16 protein-coding genes are annotated in these 15,258 nt (G+C 40.0%); 4 read left to right on the forward strand and 12 right to left on the reverse strand.

What is annotated here, in order from left to right; genetic code table 11:
• Window positions 1–6: 6 nt before the first annotated feature.
• On the reverse strand, window positions 7–960 hold the full coding sequence (locus I6F42_RS07520) for an ion transporter (protein ID WP_197151656.1): 954 nt from the start codon (window positions 958–960) through the stop codon (window positions 7–9).
• Complete coding sequence (locus tag I6F42_RS07525) at window positions 960–3,629, reverse strand: GNAT family N-acetyltransferase (RefSeq protein ID WP_007586928.1); 2,670 nt, start codon at window positions 3,627–3,629, stop codon at window positions 960–962. The genes I6F42_RS07520 and I6F42_RS07525 overlap by 1 nt, the downstream gene beginning before the upstream one ends.
• Window positions 3,630–3,743: 114 nt before the next feature.
• Between I6F42_RS07525 and I6F42_RS07530 the strand changes: the two genes are divergently transcribed.
• Both I6F42_RS07530 and I6F42_RS07535 read left to right on the forward strand, forming a co-directional pair.
• Window positions 3,744–4,460, forward strand: a complete 717-nt coding sequence (locus I6F42_RS07530) for an SIMPL domain-containing protein (protein WP_197151658.1) — start codon at window positions 3,744–3,746, stop codon at window positions 4,458–4,460.
• A gap of 8 nt (window positions 4,461–4,468) precedes the next feature.
• Window positions 4,469–4,912: a hypothetical protein gene (locus tag I6F42_RS07535; protein WP_197111658.1), complete on the forward strand. Its 444-nt coding sequence runs from the start codon at window positions 4,469–4,471 to the stop codon at window positions 4,910–4,912.
• Here I6F42_RS07535 and I6F42_RS07540 read toward each other — a convergent pair.
• From I6F42_RS07540 to I6F42_RS07575, 8 genes are all read right to left on the reverse strand, one after another.
• Window positions 4,895–5,563, reverse strand: a complete 669-nt coding sequence (locus I6F42_RS07540; protein WP_165725178.1) for a hypothetical protein — start codon at window positions 5,561–5,563, stop codon at window positions 4,895–4,897. The genes I6F42_RS07535 and I6F42_RS07540 overlap by 18 nt on opposite strands.
• A 76-nt stretch (window positions 5,564–5,639) precedes the next feature.
• The gene (locus tag I6F42_RS07545; RefSeq protein ID WP_197151659.1) at window positions 5,640–7,475 is read right to left on the reverse strand and encodes a DUF885 family protein; all 1,836 of its coding nucleotides are present in this window, start codon (window positions 7,473–7,475) and stop codon (window positions 5,640–5,642) included.
• Between the two features lie 68 nt (window positions 7,476–7,543).
• Window positions 7,544–8,680 carry a radical SAM family heme chaperone HemW gene (hemW, locus tag I6F42_RS07550; RefSeq protein WP_197151660.1) on the reverse strand — a complete coding sequence of 379 codons (1,137 nt, stop codon included), beginning with the start codon at window positions 8,678–8,680 and terminating at the stop codon, window positions 7,544–7,546.
• Window positions 8,677–9,276, reverse strand: coding sequence for an XTP/dITP diphosphatase (locus I6F42_RS07555; RefSeq protein WP_007585416.1), 600 nt, complete (start codon window positions 9,274–9,276; stop codon window positions 8,677–8,679). Before I6F42_RS07555 ends, hemW begins: the two co-directional genes overlap by 4 nt.
• A gap of 4 nt (window positions 9,277–9,280) precedes the next feature.
• Entirely contained in the window at window positions 9,281–9,724 is a 444-nt protein-coding gene (locus I6F42_RS07560; RefSeq protein WP_010553295.1) for a DUF4426 domain-containing protein, read from the reverse strand.
• Window positions 9,725–9,784: 60 nt separating this feature from the next.
• Window positions 9,785–10,318: a YggT family protein gene (locus tag I6F42_RS07565; RefSeq protein ID WP_197151661.1), complete on the reverse strand. Its 534-nt coding sequence runs from the start codon at window positions 10,316–10,318 to the stop codon at window positions 9,785–9,787.
• Between the two features lie 26 nt (window positions 10,319–10,344).
• On the reverse strand, window positions 10,345–11,166 hold the full coding sequence (gene proC / locus I6F42_RS07570; RefSeq protein ID WP_002962567.1) for a pyrroline-5-carboxylate reductase: 822 nt from the start codon (window positions 11,164–11,166) through the stop codon (window positions 10,345–10,347).
• A gap of 17 nt (window positions 11,167–11,183) precedes the next feature.
• Complete coding sequence (locus tag I6F42_RS07575; RefSeq protein ID WP_197151662.1) at window positions 11,184–11,897, reverse strand: YggS family pyridoxal phosphate-dependent enzyme; 714 nt, start codon at window positions 11,895–11,897, stop codon at window positions 11,184–11,186.
• Window positions 11,898–11,899: 2 nt separating this feature from the next.
• On the opposite strand from I6F42_RS07575, the gene I6F42_RS07580 reads away from it, so the two are divergent.
• Complete coding sequence (locus I6F42_RS07580; RefSeq protein WP_007585408.1) at window positions 11,900–12,940, forward strand: type IV pilus twitching motility protein PilT; 1,041 nt, start codon at window positions 11,900–11,902, stop codon at window positions 12,938–12,940.
• A 9-nt stretch (window positions 12,941–12,949) separates the two neighbouring features.
• Entirely contained in the window at window positions 12,950–14,086 is a 1,137-nt protein-coding gene (locus tag I6F42_RS07585) for a PilT/PilU family type 4a pilus ATPase (protein WP_197151663.1), read from the forward strand.
• An 89-nt stretch (window positions 14,087–14,175) separates the two neighbouring features.
• Here I6F42_RS07585 and ruvX read toward each other — a convergent pair whose 3' ends face one another.
• Both ruvX and I6F42_RS07595 read right to left on the reverse strand, forming a co-directional pair.
• Window positions 14,176–14,625 carry a Holliday junction resolvase RuvX gene (gene ruvX, locus I6F42_RS07590; RefSeq protein WP_007585404.1) on the reverse strand — a complete coding sequence of 150 codons (450 nt, stop codon included), beginning with the start codon at window positions 14,623–14,625 and terminating at the stop codon, window positions 14,176–14,178.
• Window positions 14,626–14,663: 38 nt separating this feature from the next.
• Complete coding sequence (locus I6F42_RS07595; RefSeq protein ID WP_007585401.1) at window positions 14,664–15,221, reverse strand: YqgE/AlgH family protein; 558 nt, start codon at window positions 15,219–15,221, stop codon at window positions 14,664–14,666.
• Window positions 15,222–15,258: the final 37 nt, after the last annotated feature.

Genomic DNA, 15,258 nt, shown 5'->3' on the forward strand with positions numbered 1-15,258 from the left:
ACTTATTTAAGGCCTTTTACCGCAGTGCCTGCAAAACAAATGGCTATTATGCTCATTCAACTGCGTTTTAATGGCCTTATTAGCTTCTAGTTTACTCAAGCCTAATTTATAGCGTAGTTCTTCTAGGTGTTCTTGTTGAGTGTCATTAAGAGTGCCATCTTGAATTTGTTCATGTACGGCATCTTCAAAAAATTGGCGGCGTTTACGTATTTGTTCTGAAAAACTAGACGCCAGTAAACCGGTAGGTATCGCAACCATTCCCATGCTCAGTAGTGTAATAACCCCGCCGAAAAACTTACCCAATGGTGTTATAGGTACTACATCGCCATAACCAACGGTTGTTAATGTTGCCATTGCCCACCACATAGCTGCGGGAATCGAGCCAAATTTATCGGGTTGTATGTCGTGCTCAATTAAGTAAATTCCGCATGAAGCTAAAATAAGCACGACGGCCATAATAAAAAAAGCAGCCATTAATGAACTACCTTCATCGTTAAAGGCTTTTAAAAGTAGCTGCATGGCGCGTGAGTAGCGAGTGAGTTTAAATACTCTTAATAGTCGGAGCACGCGTAAAAAACGTAAATCGAGAGGAAATAAAAACATCATTAAGCTTGGTAAAATCGCAATTAAATCAACAATTGCCAAAGGAGAGAAAAAATAGCTAAGCCGACGTTTGGTATGAGACCCTTCCATTGCTGCATATTGTGTTTTATCTACGCAAGCCCAAAGCCTGGCTAAGTACTCAATAGCAAAAATAGCGACCGAGACAATTTCTAAAACTAAGAATTCGTTGTAATACTGCTCTGCCACACTTGGGATTGATTCAATAACAATGGCTACAACGTTGATCATTATTAAGCTAATGAGTGCAATATCAAGAATATGTCCTGCTCGATGGTACTGGCCTGTGCCTTCAAACAGGCAAGCCACTTTTTGTCTTAAAGTGTGTGGTTCATTCATTATTTAAGTTTAAGTACCATGTTAATACTGCCTTCTTCAAAGTCGCGACTAATTTTAAAACCTAACTTACGGGCAAGCTCAATCATCCCTGTATTCTCTGGTAAGGTTATGCCTTCAATCGATTCCACACCTTGACGTTTACAGTGGTTAATTGCTGCACTCATTAGTATGCGACCAAGCCCTAAACCTTGGCAATCTGAGCGTACTACAATGGCAAACTCAGCATGCAGGTTATCGGGGTCCATAATGACGCGAGACACACCTAATGTGCGAGTTTTACCTTCAAAGCGTTGGCAAACAATAAACGCCATTTCACGGTCGTAATCAATTTGCGTCATTTTAGCGAGTTGATCGTGGTTAAATTGTGGTAGTTCGCCAAAAAAGCGTTTATATCTGTCTTCTTTATTAAGTGACTCGTCAAATGCTTTATGAGCTTGTTCATCTTCTGGCTTTATTGGTCTGAGCGTAGCTTGGGTGTTGTTTTTAAGTGTTACCACTTCAACAAGTTCTATAGGGTAGGGACGAATAGATAAGCGCTTACGATTGCTCTGAGTTTGATAGCGGCTAAGTGTCATGGTGGCATCGAGCACTAAAAACTGTCCATTACTGGCAAGTATAGGATTAAGTTCCATTGAGCTTATGTCAGGTTGATCAATAACTAACTGAGAAATACGCGTTAGCAGTGCACATAAACGATACTTATCAACTTTTTCGGGTAATATGCGCTCCTTTAGTACGCCTTTATCGTGCGCTGCGGCAATTAAATACTTTGCTAAGTTCATATTTAGTGGAGGCAGAGCAACAGCGGCTTGCGCATATTCAAGGCCGGTTCCTGCTTCACCTAATAATATAACAGGACCAAAATTAGGCTCGGTTTTAATTGCAATTCGCAGCTCATTTGCGCCTGCTCGCGGCGCCATTTTTTGTAATGAAAACCCTTCAATAACAGCATCCGGATAAGTGTTTTTAATACGGATAAGCATTGCAAAAGCGGTTTGTTCAACCTCGTTGGCATCGTTTAAGTTAAGCACCACACCACCTACTTCAGACTTTGAAGCAATGCTTGGGCTAATAAGTTTTAACGCGACCGGAAAACCAAGTTCTATGGCTTGCTCTCTGGCTTCTGTTGGGGTGTAAGCCACCTCAGTTTGAATGCATGTAATACCATAGTGATTTAATACTTGGCTTGCCTGATGGGTAGGTAAGTAGCTTTGTCCGTCATCTAAAAACTCATTAATAAGCGCTTTAGCTGCTACTTTATTTATTTTTGCGTCATCTGTATTCGACTCAGGTGTTTGCGTTAAATGCTTTTGGTTACGGCGATACGTTACCAAGTGCATAAACGCGCCAACAGCACCCTCTGGTGTTCTATAAGTTGGTATTGCGTTGTTTGAGCACACTTTTCTGGCGGCGTAAGATGCGTCTTCACCCATAAAATTAGTTATAACGTAAGGGCGCGCCATTTTAGGTAATGTTTGTAAGGTTTCTACAATAATGTTGGCGTAGTCTTCGCTGGGCGCAAGCGCTGAGGGAGTATGGATAATCAGTAAGTTTTTAACTTCTTTTGCGTGCAGTAAAATTTCTAATGCTTGCTTATAACGCGCAGGTGCTGAATCGCCAAAAATATCCACAGGGTTTGAGGTGGTTTCTGATTGCGGAATTACTTTATTTAGCGCATTTCGGGTTTCAATGCTTAGTTCTGCTAATTTACCGGAGCTTTGAATTAGCTCATCAACGGCCATAACACCTGGGCCGCCACCATTAGTTAAAATTGTCAGTTGCTCTACTTTTAATAATTTTGGATGCATGGCGAGTGTTTGTGTCGCTGCAAATAGCTCTCGTAAATCATTTACGCGCAGCATACCCGCTCGTTGAAATAACGCATCGTAAACAGCATCAGAGCTTTGCTTTCCGCCGGTGTGAATTTCGGCTGCAAGTGCGCCTGCACTTGTTTTACCTGTTTTAATTGCAATTACAGGTTTACTAAAGGCCGCAGCTCTTGCTGCTGATATAAAGCCACGAATATCTTCAATGTTATCAATGTAGAGTAAAATAGCTTTGGTTTTAGCATCACGACCTAAAAAGTCGAGTAGTTCATTAAAGTTTATATCAAGGCAATCACCTACCGATACAAAATATGAAAAGCCAATTTCTTTGTTTTTAGCCCAATCTAAAATGGTTGAGCATACTGCTGCTGATTGCGATACAAATGCAATTTTACCTGGGCTTGCCACTGTATGTGAAAAGCTCGCATTTAAACCAATATGAGGGATCAGCAAGCCCAAACAATTGGGTCCAAGCAAAGTAACCTGTTTGGCTTGAGCGCATGCTTTAAGCGCGCTTTTTTGCTCCCCAGAAAGCCCATCTGCAATAACAATAGCCGTTTTACAGCCAAGCTCTCCAAGCTGCTCAATAATATCAATTAAGGTATTTTTGTTAGTACAAATAACAGCTAGGTCGGGTACTTTTGGTAAGTCAGCAATAGAGGGGTAAGCAAGTACGCCATGTACTGCGCTATGGCTTGGAGTAACGGGCATTATCGGCCCTTTAAAACCGCCCTGAAGTAAGTTGCGCATAACCACAAAACCAGCACGAGTTGATATATTAGAGGCACCAATAACGGCCACTGAGCTTGGGTTAAAAAACTGGGTAATGCGCTTAAGGCTCATGGTTTTTCCTAGGCTGATTAAATTTTGCGTTATTTATAGTCTCAATGTACCCTGTTTACTGTGTTATTTCGAGCGTCTAGATGCTTATTATTGATATCAATCAAGGAGATTATTGTGAATAAAACCCCCGGTTTTTACATTGTTATAGCGGCTATTTGTTTAAGTATAGGCTTAATTAGCTTAGGGTTTATTTTAAAGAGCACAGCTCTCAGTGTAAAAGAGATGGAGCGTACTGTGCAGGTTAAGGGATTAGCTGAGCGAGAGGTTATTGCCGACACGGTAATTTGGCCTCTGCAATTTAGTGATGCCGACAATAATCTTGAAAAATTAGTCAGCCGAGTTGAGAAAAAAAATGATGCGGTAACTGCTTTTTTAAAACTCCATGGTTTTGACGACGATGAAATAACAATAGGTAGTCAGTCAGTTATTGATAAACAAGCACGTGAATACAGTAATGAAAATCAGCAATTTAGATACATAGTGCGCTCAAATATTATTGTTTATTCTGATGCGCCAGATAAAGTACAAAATGCACTGAGCAAAGTGAGCCAGCTTGCTAAACAAGATATCGCAATAGTGCAGGACAGCTACGAAACAAAAGTTGAATACATTTTTACAGGCCTCAATAATGTAAAGCCTGCTATGGTTCAAGAAGCAACTGAAAAAGCGCGTGAAGTCGCTAATAAATTTGCTAAAGACTCTAATTCAAAATTAGGCAAAATAAAAACCGCTCGCCAGGGACAATTTAGTATCAGTAATCGAGATTCAAACACACCGCAAATAAAAAATATAAGAGTGGTAACCAGTGTTGAATATTATTTAAATGACTAGGAAATAATATGTCAGAGTCTAAATATGGTCAGTTTGTACTGGCGCCCCGTTCGTATTTTTTTACTGCTATAGCGAGCGTGGTGTTTGCGTTTATTGGCTTTAGTTATAATGCATGGCGAATGGAGGCAAGTGAAGAGAACAACAATACACGCATTGCTAGCTTTCAAATATTACAAGAACTAGCCGAGCTTGAGCTTATTGTATTTGCGGCACATTACGATAATAACAAAATAGATGGCAGCCCTAGAAAAGGCTGGGTTAAAGTTAACTTAATTCATGACTTAAGCTACTTAGCCGTTGATAAAGTACATTTAAAAACAAAAGACTTACAAAAGGTCTGGCAAACAAATTGGCCAAATATGGTTGATCAGCAAAGTGCTGCGCAATCTATTACACATGCCATAGACAGTGTGCGTAGAGAAGTTGTGAGTGAATTAAAGCGCCTTGATTAAGTGAGCAACTTGCGCCGTTGAGCGTTGCAAGTAAGCGGCGCTCAGTAAAATTGTTGTCTCGTTAACTTTTTGCCCTTTTAGTACGTTGGCAAGCTGCTGTTTTGCGTTAGGATTTTGTTTTTGCTCTATTTCCATTAATGCTAACAAAGCTGAGAATTCATGCTTTACCGGTGTGCTCGATTTATTTGCATAGGCAATGTAGCAGGCAACTGGTGTTAATCCGTGAGAGTTGGGCTGCGCCAACGCTTTAACTAAGTCATCATTTGATTCAAACAACATTAAAGAGCGTACATAGTTAAATGGCAGCTTTGTAGCATCGGCATGCTTAAACACATTGTGCAGTACATTATTTCCTTGAGTATCTTGTACTAAAAAGCCTTTATTTACTCTCAGCGCTGGGGTGAAAAAGCTCAATGCGTCAATATTAGTGAGTTGGTTAATAAATAGAGAAGGTGCTGTATTAGTACTTAATATACGGATTGCTATGTTTTGCATAAAGTCATACTTAACACTCAACCGTTGGGCGCTGTCATATAAATGGTTAAGCTGCAAAGTTTGCTGAGCAGGGCTTAACTGCCTAAAGTCGTTATCGAGCTCATTTAACTGCTGCTTTGAAATACGCGCATTAAGTAGTTGTATGCTTAAATCCATTATTATTTCCAAAATCTTTTTTGCTACTATAAAACAAAAAAGGCCGCAAATGCGACCTTTCATATTTAAATTGGTTTTAAGCCTTTTTGCTTGCTACCCATTCATTAACAAAGTTTTCTAGTACATTAAGTGGTACAGGACCATTTTTAAGCACTACGTCGTGGAACTGGCGAATATCAAATTTATCACCAAGTTGCTTTTTAGCTTCTTCACGAAGCTCTAAAATCTTAAGCATACCCACTTTATAAGCCGTTGCTTGTGAAGGCATTACAATGTGACGCTCAACCATTTTAACACCGTCAGATGTTGCATTAGGCGTGTTATTTACGTAGTAATCAATACCTTCTTGGCGAGTCCACTTCATTGCGTGAATACCCGTATCAACAACTAAGCGACATGCGCGCCATAATTCCATTGAAAGACGACCAAAATCTGAGTAAGGGTCTGAGTACATGCCCATTTCTTTAGGAATGAACTCTGAGTATAAACCCCAGCCTTCAATATACGCTGTGTAGCCACCAAACTTACGGAACTTAGGAATACCTTCTAGTTCTTGCGAAATAGCTATTTGCATGTGGTGTCCCGGAATACCTTCGTGGTATGCCAGCGCTTCCATTTGATACGTTGGCATTGCTTCCATATCGTAAAGGTTAGCGTAGTAAACACCTGGGCGTGAACCATCAGGAGCTGGCTGTTGGTAAAATGCTTTACCTGCTGCTTTTTCACGGAATGCTTCAACCGCTTTTACTTTTAAACCTGCTTTTGGTTTAACAATGAATAACTCATCTAAACGCGTTTTCATTGTATTAATAAGCCCAGTGGCTTCATCAAGGTAGCGTTGTTTACCTTGTGCATCATTAGGGTAGTAAAATTGCTTGTCAGTTTTCATAAACTGCATAAACGCTTTTAAGTCGCCTTTAAAGCCAACTTTGTCTTTAATCTCACGCATTTCATCATGAATACGTGTCACTTCAGATAGACCAATTGCATGAATTTCTTTAGCAGTTAAATCTGTTGTAGTTGTGCGCTTAAGTGCGTTGTTATAAAACGCTTCGCCATCAGGTAATTTCCATGCGCCATCGCGATCATCTGCGCGTTTTTCAAGCTGTGCAAGGTAATTAATTAGTTTAGAGTAAGATGGTTTAACAGCCGATTTTAATGCATCTGATGCATCGCTGATTAACGAGTCTTTTTCGTCTTGGCTAATTTCAAGCGCTTTTACTTTACGTTTAAAGTCAGCAAGCAATGTAGAATCATCGCCTTTTTCAAACGGTGCACCGTGAATAATGTTTTTGCTTGAATCAATAACATGCGGGAATACAAATTTAGGGGCAATGATGCCTTTTTCTGCACGTACAGTTAAATCAACGATAAGCTGATCAATAACACCAGTTACACCATTTAAACGAGAAATGTAGTCTTTAGCTTCTTTTACATTACTAATTGAGTGCTGATTAATTAAAAATGCAGGGATCATAGAATGCGTACCAAACATTTGGTTCACAGGGTAATTATGGTAGCGCCATTTAAAGTCAGCAATTGAGCTTTCAAGATCTTGTTTTTTTAAGTCGTAGCTAACTTTTGTTGCATCATCTAATAAATCACGGCTGATTGCTTTTAGTGCAACTAGGTCAGCTTTTGTTTGCGCTAAATCTTTAAGCTGTCTTTCTTCGCTGCCATCATCCCACTTATCGTAATCTTGCTTAATACCCATGTATGTTTGATATACAGGACTGCTCATTACGTCGCGGTTAAATGTATCTTCAAAAAATGCATTGGCTTTGTCTATTTCACTTTGTTGTGATTGAACTGCTTGTGCAATAGGAGCCGAAGTCGCTTGTTGTGTTGTTTGCTGGCAACCAGCAAGTAGTGCAACGCTTACTGCGGCCGCAATAAAAGTAAGTTTACGCATTGTTTTCCCTTTTGTTGTTAGAAACCCATTAGGGTGTTTTATATTTATTTTTTGTGTAGCGCTGGGCGCTACACAAATAATTCTAGCAGGTCATTTAAAAAGCGATGACCTTTTAAGCTTACCTGCCAATGGCTGTCTGTTTGAGTCAATAAACCTTTATTAATTGCTTGGTTTAATGCACTTTGCTGACTTTGCAGTGGCAGTGTTGTAAGTTTATTAAAATCATTAATTGGGCAAGGCTCAACAAGGCGAAAGCGATTCATAAAAAATTCAAACGCTAAATCGTCTTGCTCTACATGCCAGCTTTTATACATATACGGTTTAATTAAATCCATATAGCCGCGTGGGTGTTTAACCTTTTCAGTACGCGTAATAAGCCCTGTATTTGCATCAGTAACCTTACCATGCGCGCCGCAACCAATACCGAGATAATCGCCAAAACGCCAATAATTCAAGTTATGTTGGCACTGATAGCCTGGTTTTGCATAGCCCGATATTTCGTATTGCACGTAACCTGCTTGCGCAAGTAACTCGACCCCTTGCTCTTGAATGTCCCACAGTATTTCGTCTTGTGGCAAGGTAGGTGGTTTTGAAGCAAACTGAGTATTGGGTTCAATAGTTAGTTGATACCAAGATATATGCGGTGGATCGAGCGCTATTATTTGTTTTAAATCACTCAGTGCATCATCAAGTGTTTGCCCTGGTAAGCCATGCATTAAATCAAGGTTAAAGCTATTTAAACCAGCTTCCTTAGCTTGTTGCGCAGCATAATTAGCCTCGTCGCTGCCATGAATCCGACCAAGTGCTTTTAACTTGTCGTTTTGCATGCTTTGCACACCGATAGAAATACGGTTAATGCCTGCTTTTACGTAATCTTTAAAGCGACCTGTTTCTACTGTACCAGGGTTGGCTTCAAGGGTAATTTCGCAGTGTTCTTCAAGACCAATTAGGTTGTCGACTTCATTTAATAAACGAGTATAAGCCGCACCAGTTAATAAGCTCGGAGTACCGCCACCAATAAAGATACTGTGAATTTTACGTCCTTGCACTAAGTGCAAATCTGCTTTTAAATCATCAATTAGATGCTGAATATATTCAGCTTCAGGTATTTCACCTTTTTGTCCGTGGCTATTAAAATCGCAGTACGGGCATTTTTGCACGCACCAAGGCACGTGCACATATAAGCTCAGTGGTGGAAGGTTCACAGGCCGCCTTTTTGCTGTAGCTCTAGCAATAGTTTTTGTAGCGCTTGTCCGCGATGACTCACTGCATTTTTTTGCTCTTTTGTAAGCTCAGCACTGGTACAATTTTTCTCTGGTACAAAAAATACAGGGTCGTAACCAAAGCCACCGTTGCCATTTTGAGTGAGCGTAATTTCGCCTTCCCAGCTTGCACTGCAAATAAGGGGGGTAGGGTCATCTGCGTGGCGCATTAATACCAGTACACACCAAAAACGAGCACTACGGATAGGGTTATTACCCAAGTCTACGAGTAACTTATCAATGTTATCTTGATCGCTGGCACCTGGGCCTGCAAAACGGGCAGAGTAAACACCGGGTGCGCCATTTAGGCCATCAACTTCTAAACCTGAGTCATCGGCAATAGCAGGCATGCCAGTAATTTTAGCGGCATGACGCGCTTTAATAATGGCATTTTCAACAAAGGTAGTGCCGGTTTCGGCAACTTCACCTACGTTAAAATCGCTCTGTGGAACTACATTAATATTCAGAGGGCTTAGCATGTTAGCTAGCTCATTTACTTTGCCAGGGTTACCTGTAGCAAGTACTAAAGTTTTGGTCATGTTATTAATCTACGTAAAATTTTTGCTGAAACTGTAATTTTTGAAATTGATTACTTTGTTGTATTTCAATCTCAAAGCGTAAAATCTCTTCGTTGGTATAATCAACTTGGGCAAGGTAATAAATTGAATCACCTTCTTTTACTTCTTTAAAAGTAAGCGTTTGTTTATTGCCAAGTAGGTTTCTAGCTGTGCCAGTAAGCTTTGCTGTTTGGGCTGTATTTTCGGCATCATTTTTTAATATAGAAATATTTACAATGCCTTTGTATCCGCTTCGCTCAAGGCCATACGCTTTTGCTATTTTTGGCTGAATAAAAGTAGAAGGAAAGGCGATGTAATGCACTTGCCAAGGGCCAAGCTCTTTATATTGTGCGCCTTGCATTTCTTCGCTTTGCGCGTTAAATGCAAATGCTAAACAAGCAATAAAACAAAACTTAATTAAACGGTTCATTATGTATTCCTCAAAACATATAAAAAAGAGGCCTTTGGGCCTCTAATTAAAAAATCCATATTAGACTAAAAAATCCATAAGCAGCATTTGCAAAAATTGAATACCAATAATAAGTACTAAAACAGATAGGTCTAGTCCGCCCATTGATGGCAATATTTTACGAATTGGTTTTAGCATAGGTTCAGTAAGCTGATGGAAAACCGCTTCTATAGGGTTATAGCCTTGGCTAACCCAACTTAAAATAGCGCGAATAATAAGTACCCAAAAAACTAAGTTAAGGCCTTCTTTTAGTACCGTTATAAGTGCTTGTATAATTACAGGCTGTATTGCCCACGCATTATATATAACAAGCATTAAAGTACTAATTTTGGCTACAGCCACTATAAATGCCAACAACAGAGATGCTAAATCAAGTCCGCCAAATCCCGGAATGATTTTACGCAGTGGTTTTACCGCAAACGAAGTGGCTTTAACCACAAACTGGCTCATTGGATTATAAAAGTCGGCTTTTGCCCACTGCAGCCAAAAGCGCAGTAATACCACCATTAAAAACAAATCAAACAGGGTATTGATTAAAAATTGCATGGCATTCATAGTGTAACCTTCAATAAAAAGTGGTTTTAAAGTTCTTTTTCCATTTGCTCTGCACGCGCAATACACGCATCCATTGCATCGCCAACGGTTTTAGTTAAGCCTTCATCTTTTAAGTGCTCAACAGCTGCGTGAGTAGTACCGCCTTTAGATGTTACGTTTGAACGTAGTTGCGAAATACTAATATCAGGCTGGCTAAGTGCCATTTCGGCGGCGCCAAGGGCTGTTTGTTGTACTAAACGACGAGCGTCTTCATCATTAAAGCCCAGCGCTTTGGCTTTTTCTTCTATGGCTTCCATAAATAAGAAAAAGTAAGCAGGTGATGAGCCGGTCACAGCAATAATATCGTTAATTTGTGATTCTTTTTCGACCCATACAACAATGCCCGTGCATTCAAAAACTTGTTGTACAAACTCGTGTTCGCTTTGTGTTTCGCCCGCGCCATATAAACCTGATACACCACGGCCTAATAAAGATGGCGTGTTTGGCATACAACGTACCATTTTAACGTCTTGACCTAGCATTTCACGTAAACGTTTTACAGTTAAGCCCGCAGCAACAGAAATAAACAGTTTATCGCTAAAATCTACGCCCGACTCTTGAAACGATTTACATAAATCGCCCATCATTTGTGGTTTAACAGACAAAACAATTACATCAGCATCGCGCAGGGCTTCGTTATTGTCACTGGTGGTTTGCACCTTGAAATCAAAGGCTACCTTTTCAAGCTTTTCTTGGTTGCGGTTAGTCGCAATAATGTTACTTGCGTTAAAACCGTTTTTTACCATGCCACCAATAATGGCGTAGCTCATATTACCTGTGCCTATAAATGCGATTTTTTTATCTGACATAAATCTGTTATCACCTTTTAAGTTCGTGTTCCAAAAATGTCTGTGCCGATCCTTACCATGGTTGAGCCTGCACTAATGGCAGCTTCAACATCGTTACTCATACCCATCGACAAAGTATCTACTTGAGGATATTGGGTCTTTAGTTTATCAAAGCAAGTTTGTAATTGCTCAAAAGATTGAATTTGCGTATCCAGATCGTTGCTTTTAGCGGGAATCGCCATTAAACCTCGAAGTGTTAAGTGCTCACATTGGTTAATAAAATCGGCAAGTTCATCTATTTCATCTGGGCGGCAGCCCGACTTCGCTTCCTCATTACTTATATTTACTTGAATAAGTATATTAAGAGGCTGTTTATCGTCTGGGCGCTGGGAATCTAATCGTTTCGCTATTTTTATGCGATCAACACTTTGCACCCAATCAAAGTTGGCAGCCACTAAAGCACTTTTATTAGATTGAATAGGGCCAATGAAATGCCAAATGATGTCGCTATATGACTGTAGTTGAGCTATTTTATCTATAGCCTCTTGAACATAAGATTCACCAAATTCGCGCTGACCATGCTCATAAGCTGCAATAACATCTTCGCTTGGTTTAGTTTTAGACACTGCCAGTAGAGTGACTTCGTTAGTGTTTCGTTGTGCAATTTTTGCCGCGTCTGCAATTCTAGCGTAGGCGGATGTGAGTCGTTCTGCTATTGTAACCATATATTTATCAGTTAGTTGTGGAGTCATAAATGGATATTACCGAATTATTAGCGTTTAGTGTGCAACACAAAGCATCCGATTTACATTTATCGTCGGGTGTTTCACCTATGATACGCGTAGACGGTGATGTTCGCCGCATTAATATACCAGCCCTTGCAGACAAAGACGTAAACAGTCTTGTTTACGATATTATGAACGATAATCAACGCAAGGACTATGAACAAAATCTCGAAGTGGATTTTTCGTTTGAAGTGCCTAATTTAGCACGTTTTCGTGTGAATGCGTTTAACTCTAATCGCGGGCCTGCTGCGGTATTTCGTACCATACCAAGTGAAGTGTTAACGCTTGATGATTTAGGTGCGCCAGATATTTTTAAAACAATCTCCGATACCCCACGTGGACTCGTGTTAGTGACAGGCCCAACGGGCTCTGGTAAATCGACAACACTTGCCGCTATGGTCGATTATATAAATCAAAATAAACATCACCATATTCTAACAATAGAAGATCCAATCGAGTTTGTTCACGATAATAAATTAAGCCTTATTAATCAACGTGAGGTACATCGCGATACTCATAGCTTTTCAAACGCGCTACGTAGTGCATTGCGTGAAGATCCAGATGTAATACTTGTGGGTGAGTTACGTGATTTAGAAACAATTCGTCTTGCAATGACCGCTGCTGAAACGGGTCACTTAGTGTTTGGCACGTTGCATACAACATCTGCACCAAAAACCATTGACCGTATTATCGATGTATTCCCAGGTGAAGAAAAATCAATGGTACGTTCAATGTTATCTGAATCTTTGCGTGCTGTTATCTCGCAAACACTGCTTAAAAAGATTGGTGGCGGGCGAGTTGCAGCACACGAAATTATGATTGCAGTACCTGCTATTCGTAACTTAATTCGTGAAGATAAAATTGCACAAATGTACTCGTCTATTCAAACCGGTGCGTCTGTGGGCATGCAAACAATGGATCAATGTTTAACTAATTTAGTTAATCACGGCATTGTTACAAATGCGGCAGCGAAAGAAAAAGCACAAGACAAAACACAATTTGGCGGGTAAGAAACTATTATGGCTTTATCTTTAAACGACTTTTTACTCATCATGATTGAGAAAAAAGGTTCTGACTTATTTGTATCGAGTCAGCTACCTGTAAGCGCAAAAATAAACGGTGAGCTAACAGCCCTAAGTGACGATAGGCTTACTGATGAGCAATCGCTTGAGTTAGTAGAATCTGCAATGAGCGAAAAGCAAAAAGCAGAGTTTCATACAACGAAAGAATGTAACTTTGCGATTGCCACCGACGAAGGGCGTTTTCGTATTTCTGCTTTTTGGCAACGCGATAAAGCAGGTATGGTTATTCGCCGCATTGTTACGCAAATACCTGATGTGAGTGAGCTAGGTCTTCCTTCTATTCTTACCGATGTAATTATGTCTAAGCGTGGCCTTGTTTTGTTCGTCGGTGGTACTGGCACGGGTAAATCAACCTCGCTAGCCGCACTTATTGGTTACCGTAACCGACATCAACGTGGTCATATACTGACTATTGAAGATCCGATTGAATTTGTTCATGAGCATCGTAAAAGTATTATTACTCAACGCGAAGTAGGGCTTGATACCGAAAGCTTTGAGTCAGCACTTAAAAGCTCATTACGCCAAGCTCCCGATGTAATTTTGATTGGTGAAATTCGCTCTCAAGAAACTATGGAATACGCACTAAGCTTTGCCGAAACAGGTCATTTATGTGTTGCAACACTGCATGCTAATAATGCTAACCAAGCGATTGACCGTATTATGCATTTAGTTCCAAAAGAAAAACACGATAAGCTTAAGTACGATTTAGCACTTAACTTACGTGCAATTGTGGCCCAGCAATTAGTACCGACTGCTGATGGTGAAAGCCGTGTTGCAGCTATTGAAATATTGCTTAACTCACCAATGGTTGCTGAACTGATTAAAAACGGTGATATTGGTGGTATTAAAGAGGCAATGGCTAAATCGAAAGAAATGGGCATGCAAACCTTTGACCAAGCATTATTTGAGCTGTATAGACAGCAGCGAATTAATTACGCTGATGCACTGCATCATGCTGATTCGCCAAATGATTTACGTTTAATGATTAAACTGCGCAATAACGAGCAGCAAGGTGCGGGCTTTTTACAAGGCGTTACTATTGATGGCCTTGACGATAAAAATAACGAACAATAATTTAAAAAGTAATAAATATAAATACTTAATATAAAAAAAGCGCCAATTGGCGCTTTTTATTTATATAACGGGTTGTTTATATAGCCAGTTTATTCACCGTAATTAGACTCAAAAAAACTTTCTAAAATAATAACCGCAGACATATTATCTACATTACCTTTGCCTAAGTTTTTATAGCCACCACTTTCAAAAAGTCGCGCTTTAGCATCCGCAGTCGTTAAACGCTCGTCTTGTGTTTGCACCGGAATGCCATAATGATTATGTAATCTGTTGGCAAACTTTTTTGCTTTAAAGGTAACCTCTTGTGACGTTCCATCCATATTTAGTGGTAAGCCAACAACCATTAAGTCAGGCTGCCATTCGGTTACTTGTACTGCAATATGGTCCCAGTTAGGAATGCCATCTTGTGCTTTTACAGCCTTAAGGCTAGACGCGCTGCCTGTTAGCTCTTGCCCAATAGCAATACCAATACTTTTGGTGCCAAAGTCAAAGCCCATTACAGTGCGTTCGCCTTGCGGCTTAAGCGATTTTTTTGTCATGTGTATCTTGTTTAAGTTTGCTAAGGGTTAAATTACTATTATGCGTGACCAGCTTCAGGGCTGAGTTGGCTAATATCAAAGCCCAACATTGAAACTGCTTTTTCCCATCGTTTTTCAACGGGGGTATCAAAAATGATCTTCGGATCGGCTTCTATGATCAACCAACTGTTATCAAGTAACTCTTGTTCGAGTTGTCCTTGCTCCCATCCTGAATAACCCAATGTAATAATAAATTGTTCAGGTGCTTGTGCGGTAGTTAAGCTTGCTAAAACGTCTTTTGAGGTAGTGATCATAATATCGCTACTGAGTTTTTGGCTTGCTGAATAACCTGATTGGGGAGAGTGCAAAACAAAACCACGGTCAGTTTTAACGGGTCCGCCTGCAAACACACTTACTTTTGCTGCGTTTTGCGTTTTGTCGTTATCAATTTCTATTTTATCTAAAAGTTCGCCAACAGTAACATCAATAGGTTGGTTTATTACCAAGCCCATAGCCCCATCTTCATTGTGCTCACAAATATAGGTAACAGCACGTTTAAAAAAAGGGTCTTGCATCGACGGCATCGCAATTAAAAAATGATTTTCTAATGACTGCATAGATTTCACCCTTTTTAGTTAATGAACTTTGAGTATG

The sequence above is a fragment of the Pseudoalteromonas sp. SWYJZ12 genome (genome assembly GCF_015864395.1).
Lineage (GTDB): Bacteria > Pseudomonadota > Gammaproteobacteria > Enterobacterales > Alteromonadaceae > Pseudoalteromonas > Pseudoalteromonas arctica.